Below are 16,807 nucleotides of genomic sequence, written 5' to 3'. Positions count from 1 at the left end.
ATTTGTAAAATTTAAAGGAAATATATGATTTTGGCAATTGAGAGCAGCTGCGACGACACCTCTTTGGCTGTAATGGAAATAAAGACGAAAAAACTTCTTTTTCATAAAAAAATATCCCAGGAGCTCGAACATTCGGTATACGGAGGAGTGGTGCCGGAGCTTGCCAGCAGGCTTCACGCGAAAGCCCTTCCGGAAATACTTTCCCAGACAAAAGAGTTTTTCCCGAAACTAAAAGCCGTTGCCGTGACTAATGCGCCAGGTCTTTCCGTTACCCTTCAAGAAGGCGTAATGATGGCAAAGGCTTTAAGTATATCTTTAAATATACCTTTGATAGGCGTAAACCATTTAATAGGCCATATCTATTCTCTTTTTATTGAAAAAGATGAAATAAAACCCATGATGGTGCTTCTTGTCAGTGGAGGACATACTAAAATACTGAATTTTAACGGGATTGACGACGTATGCGAAATTGCCAGCACGATGGATGACAGTTTCGGGGAGAGTTTTGATAAAGTCGCTAAAATGCTGGGACTAGGTTATCCCGGAGGGCCGGTAATAGAAAAGCTTGCCGAAAAAGGTGCTGAAACGGTAGGACTTCCTCTGCCTCTTAAAAACTCTCCCGAGATTGCGTTTAGTTATTCCGGTATTAAAAACGCCGTAAGACTTGCCATTGAAACGGGCAGGTATAAGCCTGAGGATATTGCGGCCTCTTTTCAGGCCAAAGCTATTGAACATCTTGTTTTTATGAGCAAAAGGGCCGTTAAAAAATACAGACCTTCCAATTTTGCGATAGTCGGGGGCGCCAGCGCCAATTTGAAATTAAGAGAAGAGTTTGAAAAACTGTCAAAAAAATTCGGTTTTAAACTGTTATATCCGGAAATGAAGTTTACTTCCGACAACGCGGCCATGATAGCAAGGGCTGCAGTTGAGATGTATAACAAAGGAATGTTTACGGATTATAAAAAAATAAAGATAATTCCGAGAGTTGAATTTGAAAAATGCGAATAAATGTTTAAAATACAAAACAGTTTCAAATCCGGCTGTTTTGCTGTTAGATAAAGTGTCTGTCACTGAATTATGAAGCAAAAAAGGAAAGCAGAAATTATAATCTGCTTTCGTATCTTCTAAGCATCCAAAGTTTTCTAAGGATTTTTTTACGAGTCGCGATTTTTTCTTTTTTACGTCTTTCGCTCGGCGGCTCGTAGAATCTTCTTTTTCTAAGTTCTACTACGATCAGGTTTCTGTCAACCTGTCTTTTGAACTTTCTGTAAGCAGATTCGAAATCTTCGCCTTGATGTACTACGATTCCTGGCACTGCTCTCACCACCTTTCGTTTTTTTTGTGAATGAAATTTTACCAAAATTTTTAAAAAATAAAAAATATAACAATTTTAAAAATTCCTTTTTAAACGGAAAGAGTAAAATATAGATTGTAAAAGGGTAAAATGTTATAATTCCAATTAAAAAGGTGCTAAATGAGCAAATATATTTTTGTAACCGGCGGAGTTTTGAGTTCACTCGGGAAAGGTATTACTTCAGCTTCTATTGCCACGCTGCTTCAGCACAGCGGTTTTAAAGTATCTATGGTAAAAATAGACCCTTATATAAATGTTGATCCGGGAACAATGAGTCCTTTTGAGCACGGAGAGGTTTTTTTAACCGAAGACGGTGCTGAGACGGATCTTGATATCGGAAATTATGAGAGATTTTTAAATACGAATCTCGGTAAAAAGAACAATTTTACAACCGGACAGATATATTTAAGCGTAATCGAAAAAGAAAGAAGAGGGGATTATTTAGGGAAAACGGTACAGATAATTCCTCATATTACGGACGAAATCAAAAGAAGAATAAAAGAAGTCGCAAAAGACGTTGATATTGTGGTTGTGGAACTCGGGGGAACGATAGGGGATATTGAAGGTCTTCCGTTTTTAGAAGCGGTAAGACAGCTTAAACATGAAGTCGGCAAAACAAACGCAATGTTTGTACATGTGACTTTAATACCTTATATAAAAGCCGCCGGAGAGCTTAAAACAAAACCTACACAGCACAGCGTTCAGGAGCTGAGACGTATAGGTATCACGCCTCATATGCTTGTGTGCAGAACGGAAAAGCCCCTGCCTAAAGCCCTTAAAGAAAAACTTGCCGACAGCTGTGACATAGAAAGAGACGCCGTTATAGAAGCGGTTGACGCTCCGACGGTTTATCAGGTGCCTTTGAACTTTTTAAATCAGGATATATTGACGCCTATTTCAAAACAGCTTGATTTAGGGGAGCTTCATCCTGATATGACCGAATGGAACTTTATAGTCAAAAAAATAATTTCACCTCAAAAAAGCGTAAAAATAGCTTTTGTCGGGAAATACCTTCAGTTAAAAGAATCATACAAATCATTAATCGAAGCGCTTATCCACAGCGGTGCCCATCTTGATATGAGAGTGGATATAGAATGGGTTGACAGTGAAAACCTTGAAAAAATGGACGATGAAAAAATGGATGAGCTGTTTAACGAAGTAAGCGGCGTTTTAGTTGCAGGAGGTTTTGGGGAAAGAGGAGTAGAAGGAAAACTCAAAGCCATAAAATACGCACGTGAAAATAAAATCCCTTACCTTGGTATATGTCTTGGAATGCAGCTTGCGGTAATAGAATTCGCAAGAAACGTATTGGGACTTGAATATGCAAACTCTCAGGAGTTTGATCCTGATACTCCGGAACCTGTCGTTTATCTGATAGACGAATTTATCGATGCAAGCGGACAAAAACAGCTAAGAACCCATAAATCTCCTCTTGGCGGGACAATGAGACTCGGAGGATATGAGTGCTTTGTAAAAGAGGGGACTAAACTTTACGATGCTTACAAAACGGATAAAGTAATCGAAAGACACAGACACAGATACGAAGTAAACGGTGCGTATGAGGACGCTCTTAAAGAAAAAGGTATGATAGTAAGCGGTAAAAGCGTTGAAGGTCTGGTAGAAGCGGTTGAACTTAAAGAACACCCTTGGTTTGTAGCCGTTCAGTTCCATCCTGAATTTACCAATAAACTAAAATCACCTAACAAGGTTATTATGTCATTTGTAGAGAATGCCTATAAATGTCAAAGAAGCTGCTGATTAATGCTCACAAAAGAAAAAATAAAACAGATACTCTCAAACCGAATCGAAGAGCTCAGCTCTTCAAACCTTCCACATTATTCACTTCTTTCAGATATCGATAAAGCCGCCGAAAGAATAATCAAAGCTATAAAAAACAATGAAAAAATTGTCATAGTGGGCGATTATGACGTAGACGGAGTCAGCAGCAGCGCAATTATGAAACTTTTTTTTGATTTTTTAGAATATAGCGCCGAAATCGTTATACCCGACAGGTTTGAGGACGGATACGGACTTACTCCCAAACTGCTTGAAAGAATTGAAGCGGATCTGATCATTACCGTCGATAACGGAATTACCAGTTTTGAAGCTGCTGAAATCTGTAAAGAAAGAGATATAGATTTAATTATAACCGATCACCATACGCCTTTGATAAATGAGAAAAAAAGCGATTCTAAGTTTAAACTTCCCGATGCGTATGCAGTAGTAAACCCAAAAACCTCTCCGGATTTTCCTTTCAAAGAAATATGCGGGGCGGAAGTGGCATGGTATCTTTGTGCGGCTGTTAAGAATTCGCTTAAAGTCAAAATAGATTTGAGGGAATATCTCGATATTCTGTGTATTGCCATAATAGCGGACGTAATGCCTCTTACACATATGAACAGAACTCTGGTGAATATGGGATTAAAAAGGCTAAACGGCGCATTAAAACCTTTTTCAAAAGCTTTAAAACGATTTTTTAACAAGGATTTTTCGAGTGAGGATATTGCTTTTCAGATAGCTCCTAGATTAAATGCGGCGGGAAGAATGGCGCATGCAAATACGGCTTATGAATTTTTAATAAGCACAGATGAAAACAGGGCTTTTGACCTGCTTATGGAGCTGGACGGACTGAATAATTTAAGAAAAGAGACGGAAAAAGAAGCAGTCGAATCCATAGATGTGGATAATGAAAGTTTTATTGTCGTAAAGGGCGATTATCACGAGGGAGTGGTGGGAATAATTGCCAGCAGACTGGTATATAAATATAAAAAACCGGCAATTGTTTTAAGTAAAAAAGACGGAATGCTTAAAGGAAGCGGCAGGAGTCTCGGAAATATAGATATTTTTGCCCTTGTAAATGAATGCAGTGAAATTCTTGAAGGTTTCGGCGGACATAAAATGGCATGCGGTCTTTCATTAAAAGAGGATAATTTCACACTTTTCAAACAGGCTGTAAACGAAAAAATAGTAAAATATTCAGATGAGGATTTTTTTATTGAAGACTATGTTTTGGGCGAACTTCCTTTTAGTGAAATAGATATAGAGCTTTTGGATATACTTAAATCGTTTGAACCGTACGGAGAGGGAAATCCGAAACCAAAATTTACGGCGGCGGCTAAAATAGAACATATTCAAAACCTTAAAGAGAATCATTTTAAGCTTATTCTTTCTCAGGACGATATTGTTTTACCTGCCGTTATTTTCAGATATGACGGAGAGTTTGACGAATTTATAAAGTTTAAATTCAGCGTAAACGAAAACAGCTATTACGGAAGAAGCGTGCAACTAATGATAGAGGAGATATTATGAAACATTCCATTTTTAAGGCTTTAAACGACAGCGAGGTTGAAGAAATACTTCCTTATTTTCAGCAAAAAAAGGTAAAAGCGGGTGATTTTATAGTTAAAGAGGGCGAATATTCCGACAGTGCTTTTTTGCTGCAAAGCGGAGAAGTTTCCGTAATAAAAGAAACTATTTATAAAGACGACTATATTATTACTGATATTAAAGCCGGAGGCGATGAGTTTTTCGGAGAGGTTAATCTGATTGACAGAGGGCTGGTGACTTCTACCATTAAAGCAAAAACGGACTGTGATATTCTTCAGATTACACATAACGATTTTATAAATATGATGGATGAAAAGCCTACAATCGCAATTAAACTTTTATGGGTTGTAGCTTATGATATTTCCAAACATTTAAGAAAGGCCGACAGTGATGTAATAACCCTTTTTAACGCTTTTGTTGAGGTTGTTGAAAATGACTGAAAGATGAGGTGTAAAGGTAGAAGGGATAAGGCGGAAGGATGAAGGTGAAAGGAATATAAAAGTTGAAAGAAGTATTGACTAAAGACGGCAGTATTACGTTAAAAAGCGAAAAATATAACGAATGCTACCATTCAAGCGAGGGTGCTTATACGGAAAGTCTTTACAAACATGTTCTTCCGGGATTTAAAGCGGCAGAGCGCTTTGATTATTACGGAGTTGAAATCAGAATACTCGATATCTGTTTCGGTCTGGGATACAATACTCTCACAGCTGTGCTTCACAAACCCAAAAACGTTAAGCTGAAAATTTTTTCTCCCGAACTCGATGCTGATCTTGTCAAATCTTTAAAAGATTTCAAATACCCGGAAGAATTTAAAAATTTATTGAGTGTAATCAATGAACTCAGTGAAAATTTTTATTATAAATCTTCCGATGTTGAAATAGAAGTGTTTGCCGGTGACGCAAGAGAATACATCAAAAAACTTGAAAATATACATATAGTTTATCAGGATGCGTTTTCTCCTAAAGTAAACGGGGAGCTTTGGAGTATAGAATATTTCAGGGATATTTCGAATATTTTAAACAAAAGTGGTATAATTACCACATACAGCGTTGCAACGCCGGTAAGATGCGCTTTTTATAAACTGGGTATGAAAATTTATACTCATCCTTATAATAATATAAGAAAAGGCACTATCGCGTCATATAAAGAACTTGATTTTCCTAAAGTAAACTTTGAGGAAAAACTTAAAAGAGTAGAATGTAGAACTTATTAAATAAAAAGGGGGTGGATTTAGTTATTACAGGGAAAGGATAAAATAAATGCGTTTTATACTGTTTTTATTAATAAATTTTATATTTTTATATGCGCAGGGTTTAATAGAAACCATCCCCGAAACCGTAAAATACGATAAAGCAAAAGCGGAACTCGGAAAACTTCTTTTTTTTGATACGGAATTTTCCCTTGATAAAAAAATAAGCTGTGCAAGCTGTCACAATCCGGCTCAGGGCTGGGCGGACAAAAGAAAGGTTTCTATAGGATCTTACGGAAGAAAAGGGGATATACAGTCTCCGACCGTTTTAAATTCAGGATTTAATTTCAGACAGTTTTGGAACGGCAGGGCGAAAAATCTTAAGGACCAGATAAAAGGTCCTGTTGAAAACACTCACGAAATGGGTATTAGTAAAAAAGGCGTTATTGAAATATTAAATTCTTCCGAATATTATAAAAAGCTGTTTAAAAAAGCATATCATACGGATAAAATAACATTCGGAATGTATGCCGACGCCATAGCCGAATTTGAAAAAGCTTTAATTACCCCGGATTGTAAATTCGATCTTTATTTGAAAGGAAAAGCAAAACTTACCAAAAAAGAAGAAGAAGGTTACATTCTATTTAAAAAATACGGCTGTATCACGTGTCATAACGGGATTAACATAGGCGGCAACTCTTTTCAGAAAATGGGTGTTATTTTTCCTATAAAAGACTGCACAAAAGACAGGTATTCCGTTACCCATAATTCTTTGGACAAATGTGTGTATAAAGTTCCTACTTTGAGAAATATTGCATTAACCGCACCTTATTTTCACGATGCAAGGACATATAGCTTATATGAAGCGGTACAGATTATGGCATATCATAATCTGGGATTTAAACTTTCCAAAAGCGATGCCGAAAAGATTGTGATTTTTCTAAAAACACTTACCGGCAAAACTCCTGCAATTATGAGAGAAGAGAAATGAAAAAAGCCAGTCTGAGTTATAAAATAAAACTTTACATTATAATATTTATAGGCGTTGTTATAGTAGGGCTTTTATATAAATTCGACAGATATACCCAGTATTATTTTTTGGAAAACAATAAAATACAAAAACAGTTCAGCAATATTAAAAACGCCGAACTTCAGCTTCGTTACGAGGTGCTTGTTACCAGTATTTATATGTATACGAATAACGATAAAATCATAAAAGCGACGGATAAGCTTCAGGAGTGTATTAATAAGCTTTTATCCAATCAATATTTCAAACACCAATACCCATATCTTTATCGGCAGATGTTGAAATATAAAAAACTTATTGATAAAAAAATAGAAAAAGTATATGAATTCGAGACACTGAATTCTCCTATTAAAAATTCTATAATGTATCTTGCCGATCTGTTGGACAGACTTCCAAAAATAAGCAGAGAAAGAATGAAATACCAGCGTTTGCAAAATGCTTTTAAAAGCAATAACCTTTACGCTCAGAAAATGATAAGCGTGGTTTCTTCCGTATTTTTGGCGAGAAGCAGTCTTGATAAGGATTTTATTAAAAATCTCGATTTTGATTTTTTTAGAAATTACAAAACTAAAAATCCCCATTTCAGGCAGTTTAATAAAGTTCTGGTGGCTAATTTAAGAGTGTTCGTAGATTATTTCAACAGATATACGGATGTATTAAAATCTATTACGGATAACAGGGCGGCCAAACTTTTGGAGCAGATACACGAAGAGCATCTTGAGAGGGTAAACAATAAAATAGTTATTATTAAGATAGTTTCTATGCTTCTTATTGCTTTTGTATTGATAGCGGTATTTACCGTTGTGTTTTTAATGTCAAAACTCCATATGGACTATGAAAAACTTGAAGTTTTAAACAGAAGACTTAACATATCTTATATAACCGATAAGCTTACAGGTCTTTACAACAGAAACAAATTTGACAGTGACGTAAAAAAATTAAAAAACCCGGTATTAATACTCGTAAACATTGACAGGTTTAAACATATAAACGACTATTACGGTTCAAAGGTGGGAGACGAGCTGTTAAAAAAAGTGGCCGTTGTCATACAAAACATACTTCCGGAAAATCTGAATGCCCAGCTTTACAGACTTGGAGCCGACGATTTCGGTATTTTGTACGATTATGAATATTATCCTAATATAAAAACCCTGGCGAGAAAAATAGTCAAATATTTTGACAGCAACGAATTGGAAATAGAAAATATTAAACTTAACATTTCCGTAAGTATAGGTATAAGTACAGTGGAGCCTCTTCTTGAAAATGCGGATATCGCTCTTAAATACATAAAAAAATCTTTAAGAAAAAAAATAATGTTTTATTCGGAAAACATGAATGCCAAAAAAGAGATACAGCAGAATATTGAAAAAAGCAAAATATTATATCAGGCTATTAAAGAAAACAGAATTGAACCGTTTTTTCAGCCTATAGTGGATACTTATACCAAAGAGATAACTAAATACGAAGTACTTGCAAGAATAATAATAAACGGCGAGCCTCAGTCCATATATCCTTATCTTCAGATTGCCAAAGACAATAAGCTTTACGGCGATATTACAAAAATAATAATGAAAAAAACATATGAAAGGGTTATTAAAAAAGAAGAAATTGATTTCAGTATTAACATTTCTATTGAAGATATATTAGATACCAGTATAGTAAGACATATGTATTATCTTTATCTGAAAAACAGATCTCTTGCAAAAAGGGCTACTTTTGAAATACTGGAAAGTGAAGCGATTAAAGATTACCAGGAAATAGAAAAATTTCTTCAAAGGGTGAAATATTACGGGTCTAAAATAGCAATTGACGATTTCGGAAGCGGTTATTCAAATTTTGAGCATTTAATTAATTTAAACGTTGATTATATAAAAATAGACGGTTCTTTAATAAAACAGCTGGCCGTTAATCCGAATGCTTATAAAATAGTAAAAGTAATAAACGATTTTGCGAAAGAAACAGGTATTAAAACGATAGCGGAATTTGTAGAAAACGAAGAAATTTACAATTTAGTAAAAAAACTACATATAAATTACTGTCAGGGATACTATTTTTATAAGCCTAAACCGTATTGTTTTACATAATTTTTACAAGTTTTATGTAAAATTTGACATAAATCTTACAAATTTAACAATAATTTAATGTTTGTGTTCTATAATTCTAATCCCCCCCCTTTTTCATCCTTTCTCCTTTTTAGATTTACTAAAAAGAGATATTGACGAAATGTTCGATTCCGCCTTTAACGACCACAGCGTCGATACAAAAGGCGGAATCGATACCATTTATCTTAATATAATATTGTGCGGAATTTATAATTCTTTTTAATTTAGCGGGTGTTATGTTAAAAATAGGTTCGAATGTTTTACCGCTTTTTACTTCAATAAAATGAAAAACTCCGTCTTTATATGCGATTATGTCTATTTCACCAAATTTTGTATAAAAATTTCTTTCGATTATTCTATAACCTTGTTCTTTTAAATATGAGCACGCTCTGTCTTCCGCAATATTTCCTTTTTTACGAGTATTCATCGAGTATCTTTATATGAGTGTCGGGTATTTTGGCAATTTTTCCGTTTTTGATATACACTACGCTTAATTCCAAAACAAAAATTTTTTTCTCTTCTTTATAGATTTCCTGCATAATCTGAACTTTTACTTTTGTCCGGTTTAATATTTTTGTTTTAACCGTTAACAGATCTCCAAGTTTAGCGGAAGAGATATATTTTGCTTTCAGCCCGCTTACCACATAGCCTTCGTTTTCAAAAAATATTCCTTTTTCAAAAAATATTTCGCTTCGTGCCCTTTCACAGAATTTTATATATTCGGTATGATAAACTATTCCTCCTGCATCGGTGGAATCGTAATAAACTCTAATCTGCATATTAATCCTTTTATTTGAATGATATAATTCTATCAAAAAGGTTTTATTTGTACGATGTCATTATTTTAGGAGCGGGAGCTTCGGGACTGTTTCTTGCGGATATGCTGAAAAATAAAAAAACACTTATTATAGAACACAACAAGACGTACGGTGCTAAAATTAAAATAAGCGGCGGCGGAAAATGCAATATTACCAATAAGAAAGTAAGTGCGGAAAATTATTATCCTAAAAGTGAATTTGTTAAGAAGGCTTTGGAAAAAGCAGATAACAGAACATTGCTGGAATGGATTAAAAAGAAAAAACTGAAAGTTAAGGAATTAAAGAAAAATCAGTATTTTTTTGATTCTTCCGAGGTTTTCTTAAAAGTTTTGCGGCCTAAATGCAAAGTTGTATACAATGCGGAAATTTTAGAAGTAAAAAAAGGTTTTGAAGTTGTTACTGACAAAGGCGTATTTAAAGCAAAAAATGTTGTTGTAGCTCTTGGAGGGGCAAGTTTTAAAAAACTCGGGGCAAGTCTGAAAGGTTATGAAATAGCTGAAATATTCGGAATCAAAATAAATCCTTTAAGACCTGCGCTTGTAGGTTTTACCGTTCAGCCCTCACAAGCATGGTTTAAAAAGTTAAGCGGAGTGTCTTTTTTGGCTGATGTTAAAGTGTCTTCTAAAAAATTCCGCCAAAACATTCTGTTTTCCCACAGAGGAATTACCGGTCCCGCTATACTGAATGCATCTTTGTATTGGGAGAAGGGCAAAATAAATATAGATTTTTTAGCCGGAAGAAAAATTGAAAACCTGCTGAAAAACCCTAACCGTCAGATAATCACACAGCTGCCTTTGCCAAAAGCGTTTGTTAAAGAGTTTTTAGAGCATGTAGATATTAAGGACAGACCTGTAAAACAGCTGAAAAAAGAAGAAATGGAAAAACTTAAAATTCTTGAAAACTATGAGTTTGCTCCTGCCGGCACGTTTGGATTTGAAAGGGCGGAAGTGACTAAAGGCGGTGTTGCTACGGATGAACTTAATGAATTTATGGAATCAAAAAAAGTGCCTGGTCTGTATTTTATAGGAGAAGTAATCGATGTTACTGGAGAGCTGGGAGGATATAATTTTCAGTGGGCTTTTTCAAGCGCGTTTTGCGCTTCAATGTCTTTAAGTCTGTAATGTTCGAGTTTCAGGGTCAAATCAATGTTTTCTTTATTTTTTATAAAATCTATAGGAAAATATATTCTAAGCACCGCTTTATAATTTTTAAGGGCGTCTATTAAATCGTAAAAGTTTTTAGGCGATTTTATTTTTGCTTTCATGATATAGGTTGTTTTTATAAAATCTTTTTTATATACGGTTGAGTTTATTTCCTTAATTGATGAAATACTCATATATTTTGAAGCAAACATTTTGAAATTGTTTATATCAAAATTTCTCCTCAGGGCGTTTAAAATTTTTCTGTTGGCGTTTTTCAGTTTTTTAAGTTCGGTCAGTCTTTCTTTATATTCGTTTGTGGTCATATCCAATGTATATTTTGTCTGGTAATATTCGGTTTGAGATTTTTTAAAAGAATGAATCGCAGGTGAAATTATAAAAGCTATAAAAAGCAGAGTTAAAACTATAAAAAGCGTAAAAAATAGGAAGTTTTTAATAACATCTATGCCGTAAACTTTTACTTTTGGCAGTTTAAAAGAAAATTTAGGCATTTTCATTGTTCTTCTTTCAGATAATTTTCAGATTTAAATTTATACCATCCGTTGCTCATCTGGTAAAAATATGTTTTGGTTTCGGTAAAAATCGATTCCAGAGGAGGCAGCATAAGCATATTGTAAATATCTTTCGTAGGCGTGATACCGTATATAATCAGTTTGTTTTTATCAAAATAGATACTGTTTAAGGTAATAGGGTCAGGTATAAGGTCCAGCAGATTTTTGATACTGTCTTTCATTAAAGAGTTTTTAACCATAATGTCTTCATATAAAGTTTTCTGTTTGTATATAAACTGCTTTTCTACAGATATATCTGCTATTTTCTGTTTTAAAGAGATAATCTCTTTGTTAAAAGACTCTGTCTCTTTATTGTAAAGGATGGTTTTAATTTCCAAAAACAGGGCAAAAAGTGTATATAATATAATTGAAATACCTATAAAAATAAGCCATAGTTTAGTATCTTCTTTTATCAGAGGCTTTGGTTTAGGCGTTATAAAACTATACATTTTTCCTACTTATCTCATTTAATGTTTTTAATATATCCAGTTTTTCAAGGCTGCTTTGAATAAAGATTTCGTCGTTTATTATTTCGGTAATGTTTTCTTCTATGCCTATGGTATCAAAAATATAAATTTTTTCAATAAAATCTCCGCCGTTTTCATAATATTCTTTAAGGGCAGTTTTAATATGCTCTTTTATTTTATATTCGATGTTTAGTGTTTCTATGTTTTCCGTCTCTTCTTCCATGTCTTCGACGTTTTCTATGTTTTCGTCTAACGTTTCGTCAAAATCTTCTACTATATCCATATCAGAAATGTCTTCAATGTCTTCGTTTTCCGGATTTATTTCCTCATCAGCCGTTTCTAATATATCGGAAAATACCGGGATGTGGTCTTTATAGATTAAAATATAAGAATATTCCTGCGTTGAAAGAATATAAAGAGCGTTATGTCTCAAAGAAGATTTGACGTCTATCAGGGCAAACGCGGAATATAAAAAGTCTATAAAAGGATACTCTTTTTTTTCTTCCATCAGTTCGTAAAGAGTAATGTAAAAAGAGTATTTTTTGTTTATACATATGGATTTTATGTTTTCAAGTTCAATACCTAGTTCTTTATATTTGTGCTTGTCGCATGAAGGAACCGTTCCCTGGTTTTGCGTAGCTACGAAAGTGGATACGTATGTCTGAGGGTTGTCGTCTATAACTTCGTCGATGTATTGTTTAAGTTCTTTTTTATTTTCGAATTCTTTTGTTTCGGAAAATATTAATTTTTCCTTTTTATATCTTTCATTTAAAACTTTATAAATATTCTCATCTTTATAAAACGCTATAAGGTTTGGTTTGAACAGTAATTTTTTCAAGAACATAGCGGATGAGCCTTGAGATAATTTTTTAATTTTAAAGTGTCGCTGAGTTTGGTGTATATTTGCGTGGTTGATATAAACTCATGCCCTAAAAGCTCGCTTACGTCGTTAATTCTGGCACCATTTTGAAGCATATAAGTGGCAAACGAGTGTCTTAACTGGTGAGGTGTGACGTGTATACCGTGTTTTTTGAATGCTTTTTGAATAAGATACCTTATTTTGTCACTTCCTAAAGGAGTGCCGTTTTTTTCAAAAAGATATTCTTTTTTAGGGTTTGTCTGCAGATATTTTTCTATAAATTCTTTAAGTTTGGGATGAAGTGGAAGTATTCTCGTTTTGGAGCCTTTACCCGTAATTTCTATCCATTCGCCTTTTATGTCGTTTAGTTTTATACCTGCCGCTTCGCTGATTCTGAGTCCCAGGGAGAATATGACCATTATGGCAAGGTATTCATCCATTGTCGCTGATTTAAGCGCTTTTTTTATATGTTCCATGCTTACCGGTTTCGGAAGTGTTTTAGGGACTTTTACGTGTTCGTCTCCAACAATTTTGAATTTATGCCCTTCAGTTTCCAAAAATTCAAAAAAGCTTCTGAGGGCTGAAACTTTTTTAGCTATGGTTTTTTTGTTCAGGTTTGCTATATGCAGTCTGTAAGGAGTGATGTCTATTATGCTGTTTTCTATTTCAATATGCTCTATTGCTTCATTGAGGATAGTTTCATATGTTTTATATGTGTTTATTGATTTTGTTTTTTTAACAAAGCTAAGATATTTGTTAATCTCTTTTTGCAAAAACTTTTTCATATATCTCTTTTGCCTTTTCGTATTGTTGTTTGGCTTTTAACTTAAGTTCCTCACCTATCAAAAGAGAAGGTTTAAGGTTTTTATATTCGTCAAGTAATATTTCAAGCATAATTTTTACTTTTTGACGTTCTTTGTCCGTTATTTTCGGTTTGTTTGCTATTGCTTCTATTTCCTTGAAATATTTGTTTGAATCTTCAAGAAAATTTACCCACTCTTTGGCTATTTTAGACTGGGTGTATACGGTAAAGGCCATTCTGTTGTAAGGGTCGAGGATATAAGCCTCTTTCGCTTTTACAAAAGCCTTGTCGTATTCACCGTTTTCAAAATAATATCTAGCCTCCAGAGAGAGGCGGTATGATTTATTAAGGGTAAAATAAAGCACAAATCCGATAATAATTATACCAAGAAATAAAAGTAACTTTTTTATATTACCTCCCCTTTTAATGTGTGTTTGTTTGCCTCGGTTATTTTAACATCGACAATTTCACCTAAGTATTTATCCGTTTCAGGTATTTTGACGGTGAAAAAATTGTCGCTTTTGCCGCTTCCGGGTTCGTCAATCAGCACTTTGTAGATTTTGCCTATCTGGTTTTTTGCTATTTCGTCAAGTATTTCCCCGTGTCTTTGCTGCAGTCTGTAGAGTCTTTCTTTTGCCGTCTGTTTATCCACCTGGTTTGACATTTGAGCGGCTTCCGTTAAAGGACGGGGGGAATATACGAAACTGAAAATCTGCTCAAATCTTACTTTTTCAAGAACGTCCATGGTTTCTTCGAAGTCTTTTTCGCTCTCACCCGGAAAGCCTACGATTATGTCTGTAGTAATACTGACATCCGGAATCTGGCGTATTATTTCACATCTGTTTAAAAACCATTCTTTTGTATATCCTCTTCTCATGGCTTTAAGAATTTCACTGCTGCCGCTTTGAAGAGGGAAATGTATATGTTTGCATATTTTAGGGTTGTTTGCGAATTCGTCAAGAAATCTGTCGTCGGCGTGAAGAGGGTGAGGGGATGTGAATCTGATTCTTTCGATTCCTCCGATTTTACTTACTTCCCTTAAAAGGTCGGTAAAATCTATTTTAGGATGATCGACACTGAATCTTTTGCCGTAATTGTTTACGTTTTGTCCTAGAAGCGTGATTTCTTTTACGCCTTCGTTTGCTAATTTTTCAACCTGTTTTAATATCAGATCCATTGGAATTGAAAGCTCTTTGCCTCTAGTTTTCGGAACTATGCAGAATGAGCATTTTTTATCGCATCCGACCATTATGTTTACAAAATCTTTATATGGATTTTTTCTTGTGTTTTTGAAAATATATGTCGTATCGTCGTAATTTATGTCGGTTATTACAGCTTTAGGTGTGTTTAAGGCTTCTTTTATGCGGCTGACGTTTCTGGCTCCCAAAACAAAACTGACAAAAGGCGCTCTTTTTATAATTTCTTTTCCCATATGGCTGGCGGTACATCCGCACACGCCGAATTTTGCGTCAGGATTTTTCTTTTTAAGCGCACCGAGTTCGGAGAAAAGTTTTTGAACGGGTTTTTCTCTTACCGAACAGGTGTTAAGTAGTATGAGTTCCGCTTCTTCCGGATTTTGTGTAGTTGTGTATTCGTCGGAAAGTTCGGCGATGATATGTTCGGAGTCTTTGACGTTCATCTGACATCCGAACGTTTCTATGTAGAGTTTTTTCAATTTCCGCCCTAGATTATGTGAAGTTCGTACATATAAGCGCCTTCGTCAAGGCCGAATTTCACTTCTCTGAAATATACGGAATATCCGTCGTTTTCAAGTTTGTCGATAAGATCTTTAAGATCTTTGTACGAAGTGTCCTTGTGAAAATAGAAAAATGAGTTGGGTTTTATCTCTTTTAAAAACTCTTCATACGTTTTTTCTATGATGTTGTTATCAGTACTGATAAGTTTTAACGTCATTGTAATCCTTTTATTATTATTTTAGCAAAAATTTTTGTAAAATTATAACTAAAAAAGTGGGTAGTATGTAGTGAGTGAGCAAGCAGTTGTCGTTAAATATTTTTTAACCGCTAAAAACCCACTGCCGAATACAAACTTAAAAAAGGAAAATCGTGGAAAAAGTATTGGATTTATTATCACTGGTAGCAAATGAAAAAGGGCTTGATTTTGACGAAGTGAAAGAAGCGTTTAAACGTTCTGTTATCAAAACTGCTAAAAAAGTTTTAGGAGATATTGACGTAGAGGTTGATATTGAAAACGGAGAGCTCAAAATTTATCAGATTTTTGAAGTAAGAAATGACGATGTCGCTTTGGAAGAGCCTGAAAAATATTTTTATCTTGATGAAGCGAGGGAGTTTGACCCTAACGCGCAGATCGGCGACAAACTGAAAGTCGAACTTGATCTTGGAAAACTCGGAAGAAGCGGCGCAATGGCCCTTCAGAGAGAATTTGAAAGAGAAATAACAAGACTTCTCGAAAACGAAATTTACAGAAAGCTTATTTCGAAACTGAACACTATTGTAAGCGGAGAAGTGGTAAAAGTAGACAGCGAAGAAAACACATGGGTAGAGCTTGAAGGCGTAAAAGGCGTTCTCCCTATGAGAAACAGAATCAAAGGCGAAAAATTCGAAGTAGGGGATGTTTTAAAAGCTCTGCTTAAATTCGTTCATTTTGATACAAACAGAGGTATAACAATAGAGCTAAGCAGAACGAATCCTAAATTTTTGGAAAAGCTTATAGAATCAGCCGTGCCGGAAGTCAGGGACGGAATTATCAAGATTCATACGAGTGCGAGAATTCCGGGTGTGAGAAGCAAAGTGGCCGTAAGCTCTCTTAATCCTAAAGTAGAACCGATAGGAACTATTATCGGTAAAAACGGAGTTAGAATCAATTCCGTTTCAAACGAACTTAACGGAGAAAATATCGACGTAATAGAATATTCTCCAAAACCTGAAATTTTTATAGCCCGTGCACTTTCTCCTGCAATAGTCAAAAATGTGCAGGTGGATGAGGATAAGGCTTTAGCAGTTGTTGAAGTCGATCCCGACCAGAAAGCCAAAGCGATTGGAAAAAACGGTATAAACATTACACTTGCCGGAATGCTTACGAAATATAAAATAGAGCTAAAAGACGCTGAAGAAAAAACAAAAGACACTAGCAAGCTTGAAAACTTGTTTAAAATATAACGGAGAGT

At 34.7% G+C, this 16,807-nt stretch carries 19 protein-coding genes; 9 read left to right on the top strand and 10 right to left on the bottom strand.

The features are described from left to right. Nucleotides 1-24 precede the first annotated feature (24 nt). Nucleotides 25-1,008, top strand: coding sequence for a tRNA (adenosine(37)-N6)-threonylcarbamoyltransferase complex transferase subunit TsaD (gene tsaD, locus ACZ5EP_RS06460; protein WP_464508446.1), 984 nt, complete (start codon nucleotides 25-27; stop codon nucleotides 1,006-1,008). Between the two features lie 94 nt (nucleotides 1,009-1,102). Here the strand turns inward: tsaD and rpsU are convergent, their stop codons facing one another. After that, entirely contained in the window at nucleotides 1,103-1,315 is a 213-nt protein-coding gene (gene rpsU, locus ACZ5EP_RS06455; RefSeq protein WP_012663671.1) for a 30S ribosomal protein S21, read from the bottom strand. Nucleotides 1,316-1,474: 159 nt separating this feature from the next. Here rpsU and pyrG point away from each other — a divergent pair, with 159 nt between their 5' ends. The 6 genes from pyrG to ACZ5EP_RS06425 all read left to right on the top strand — a co-directional run bounded on the left by pyrG (nucleotide 1,475) and on the right by ACZ5EP_RS06425 (nucleotide 8,984). After that, on the top strand, nucleotides 1,475-3,112 hold the full coding sequence (gene pyrG, locus ACZ5EP_RS06450) for a glutamine hydrolyzing CTP synthase (RefSeq protein ID WP_464508445.1): 1,638 nt from the start codon (nucleotides 1,475-1,477) through the stop codon (nucleotides 3,110-3,112). A 3-nt stretch (nucleotides 3,113-3,115) separates the two neighbouring features. Continuing rightward, entirely contained in the window at nucleotides 3,116-4,663 is a 1,548-nt protein-coding gene (gene recJ / locus ACZ5EP_RS06445; RefSeq protein WP_464508444.1) for a single-stranded-DNA-specific exonuclease RecJ, read from the top strand. Next, complete coding sequence (locus tag ACZ5EP_RS06440) at nucleotides 4,660-5,121, top strand: Crp/Fnr family transcriptional regulator (RefSeq protein WP_127679358.1); 462 nt, start codon at nucleotides 4,660-4,662, stop codon at nucleotides 5,119-5,121. The genes recJ and ACZ5EP_RS06440 overlap by 4 nt, the downstream gene beginning before the upstream one ends. A gap of 62 nt (nucleotides 5,122-5,183) precedes the next feature. Next, a complete protein-coding gene (locus ACZ5EP_RS06435; RefSeq protein WP_464508443.1) occupies nucleotides 5,184-5,897 on the top strand; it encodes a tRNA (5-methylaminomethyl-2-thiouridine)(34)-methyltransferase MnmD in 714 nt (237 codons plus the stop codon). Nucleotides 5,898-5,943: 46 nt separating this feature from the next. Further along, complete coding sequence (locus ACZ5EP_RS06430; RefSeq protein ID WP_464508442.1) at nucleotides 5,944-6,864, top strand: cytochrome-c peroxidase; 921 nt, start codon at nucleotides 5,944-5,946, stop codon at nucleotides 6,862-6,864. Next, nucleotides 6,861-8,984 carry an EAL domain-containing protein gene (locus tag ACZ5EP_RS06425; protein ID WP_464508441.1) on the top strand — a complete coding sequence of 708 codons (2,124 nt, stop codon included), beginning with the start codon at nucleotides 6,861-6,863 and terminating at the stop codon, nucleotides 8,982-8,984. Before ACZ5EP_RS06430 ends, ACZ5EP_RS06425 begins: the two co-directional genes overlap by 4 nt. 118 nt (nucleotides 8,985-9,102) lie before the next feature. Here ACZ5EP_RS06425 and ACZ5EP_RS06420 read toward each other — a convergent pair whose 3' ends face one another. After that, entirely contained in the window at nucleotides 9,103-9,429 is a 327-nt protein-coding gene (locus tag ACZ5EP_RS06420; protein WP_464508440.1) for a YraN family protein, read from the bottom strand. Then, complete coding sequence (locus ACZ5EP_RS06415; protein WP_464508439.1) at nucleotides 9,416-9,781, bottom strand: YbgC/FadM family acyl-CoA thioesterase; 366 nt, start codon at nucleotides 9,779-9,781, stop codon at nucleotides 9,416-9,418. The genes ACZ5EP_RS06420 and ACZ5EP_RS06415 overlap by 14 nt, the downstream gene beginning before the upstream one ends. A gap of 47 nt (nucleotides 9,782-9,828) precedes the next feature. Here ACZ5EP_RS06415 and ACZ5EP_RS06410 point away from each other — a divergent pair, with 47 nt between their 5' ends. Continuing rightward, the gene (locus ACZ5EP_RS06410; RefSeq protein ID WP_464508438.1) at nucleotides 9,829-10,941 is read left to right on the top strand and encodes a BaiN/RdsA family NAD(P)/FAD-dependent oxidoreductase; all 1,113 of its coding nucleotides are present in this window, start codon (nucleotides 9,829-9,831) and stop codon (nucleotides 10,939-10,941) included. Here ACZ5EP_RS06410 and ACZ5EP_RS06405 read toward each other — a convergent pair. Genes ACZ5EP_RS06405 through ACZ5EP_RS06375 form a run of 7 tightly spaced genes read right to left on the bottom strand, consistent with a single transcriptional unit; the run spans nucleotide 10,890 to nucleotide 15,573 of the window. Continuing rightward, nucleotides 10,890-11,477 (bottom strand): hypothetical protein, encoded by a 588-nt coding sequence (locus ACZ5EP_RS06405; RefSeq protein ID WP_464508437.1) that lies wholly within the window; start codon nucleotides 11,475-11,477, stop codon nucleotides 10,890-10,892. The genes ACZ5EP_RS06410 and ACZ5EP_RS06405 overlap by 52 nt on opposite strands. Beyond that, nucleotides 11,474-11,980: a hypothetical protein gene (locus ACZ5EP_RS06400; RefSeq protein ID WP_127679366.1), complete on the bottom strand. Its 507-nt coding sequence runs from the start codon at nucleotides 11,978-11,980 to the stop codon at nucleotides 11,474-11,476. Before ACZ5EP_RS06400 ends, ACZ5EP_RS06405 begins: the two co-directional genes overlap by 4 nt. Beyond that, the gene (locus ACZ5EP_RS06395; protein WP_127679367.1) at nucleotides 11,973-12,842 is read right to left on the bottom strand and encodes a hypothetical protein; all 870 of its coding nucleotides are present in this window, start codon (nucleotides 12,840-12,842) and stop codon (nucleotides 11,973-11,975) included. Before ACZ5EP_RS06395 ends, ACZ5EP_RS06400 begins: the two co-directional genes overlap by 8 nt. Further along, entirely contained in the window at nucleotides 12,833-13,642 is an 810-nt protein-coding gene (locus tag ACZ5EP_RS06390; RefSeq protein WP_464508436.1) for a tyrosine-type recombinase/integrase, read from the bottom strand. Before ACZ5EP_RS06390 ends, ACZ5EP_RS06395 begins: the two co-directional genes overlap by 10 nt. Beyond that, the gene (locus ACZ5EP_RS06385; protein ID WP_464508435.1) at nucleotides 13,614-14,024 is read right to left on the bottom strand and encodes a hypothetical protein; all 411 of its coding nucleotides are present in this window, start codon (nucleotides 14,022-14,024) and stop codon (nucleotides 13,614-13,616) included. Before ACZ5EP_RS06385 ends, ACZ5EP_RS06390 begins: the two co-directional genes overlap by 29 nt. A gap of 41 nt (nucleotides 14,025-14,065) precedes the next feature. After that, a complete protein-coding gene (gene miaB, locus ACZ5EP_RS06380; RefSeq protein ID WP_464509638.1) occupies nucleotides 14,066-15,298 on the bottom strand; it encodes a tRNA (N6-isopentenyl adenosine(37)-C2)-methylthiotransferase MiaB in 1,233 nt (410 codons plus the stop codon). A 44-nt stretch (nucleotides 15,299-15,342) separates the two neighbouring features. Further along, nucleotides 15,343-15,573, bottom strand: a complete 231-nt coding sequence (locus ACZ5EP_RS06375) for an HP0268 family nuclease (RefSeq protein ID WP_015902014.1) — start codon at nucleotides 15,571-15,573, stop codon at nucleotides 15,343-15,345. A 152-nt stretch (nucleotides 15,574-15,725) separates the two neighbouring features. On the opposite strand from ACZ5EP_RS06375, the gene nusA reads away from it, so the two are divergent. Then, a complete protein-coding gene (gene nusA / locus ACZ5EP_RS06370) occupies nucleotides 15,726-16,799 on the top strand; it encodes a transcription termination factor NusA (protein WP_127679371.1) in 1,074 nt (357 codons plus the stop codon). Nucleotides 16,800-16,807: the final 8 nt, after the last annotated feature.

The organism is Nautilia abyssi (genome assembly GCF_055388085.1).
The sequence above is the reverse complement of the archived record's forward strand: the minus strand, read 5'-3'. Positions and strand labels throughout refer to the sequence as shown.

Coding starts and splice junctions, on each gene's coding strand:
- ACZ5EP_RS06405 (WP_464508437.1), bottom strand. CDS start 11,477: ATGAAAATGCCTAAATTTTCTTTTAAACTGCCAAAAGTAAAAGTTTAC.
- miaB (WP_464509638.1), bottom strand. CDS start 15,298: ATGAACGTCAAAGACTCCGAACATATCATCGCCGAACTTTCCGACGAA.
- recJ (WP_464508444.1), top strand. CDS start 3,116: ATGCTCACAAAAGAAAAAATAAAACAGATACTCTCAAACCGAATCGAA.
- ACZ5EP_RS06420 (WP_464508440.1), bottom strand. CDS start 9,429: ATGAATACTCGTAAAAAAGGAAATATTGCGGAAGACAGAGCGTGCTCA.
- ACZ5EP_RS06400 (WP_127679366.1), bottom strand. CDS start 11,980: ATGTATAGTTTTATAACGCCTAAACCAAAGCCTCTGATAAAAGAAGAT.
- ACZ5EP_RS06375 (WP_015902014.1), bottom strand. CDS start 15,573: ATGACGTTAAAACTTATCAGTACTGATAACAACATCATAGAAAAAACG.
- ACZ5EP_RS06395 (WP_127679367.1), bottom strand. CDS start 12,842: ATGTTCTTGAAAAAATTACTGTTCAAACCAAACCTTATAGCGTTTTAT.
- ACZ5EP_RS06440 (WP_127679358.1), top strand. CDS start 4,660: ATGAAACATTCCATTTTTAAGGCTTTAAACGACAGCGAGGTTGAAGAA.
- ACZ5EP_RS06415 (WP_464508439.1), bottom strand. CDS start 9,781: ATGCAGATTAGAGTTTATTACGATTCCACCGATGCAGGAGGAATAGTT.
- pyrG (WP_464508445.1), top strand. CDS start 1,475: ATGAGCAAATATATTTTTGTAACCGGCGGAGTTTTGAGTTCACTCGGG.
- ACZ5EP_RS06425 (WP_464508441.1), top strand. CDS start 6,861: ATGAAAAAAGCCAGTCTGAGTTATAAAATAAAACTTTACATTATAATA.
- tsaD (WP_464508446.1), top strand. CDS start 25: ATGATTTTGGCAATTGAGAGCAGCTGCGACGACACCTCTTTGGCTGTA.
- ACZ5EP_RS06430 (WP_464508442.1), top strand. CDS start 5,944: ATGCGTTTTATACTGTTTTTATTAATAAATTTTATATTTTTATATGCG.
- ACZ5EP_RS06390 (WP_464508436.1), bottom strand. CDS start 13,642: ATGAAAAAGTTTTTGCAAAAAGAGATTAACAAATATCTTAGCTTTGTT.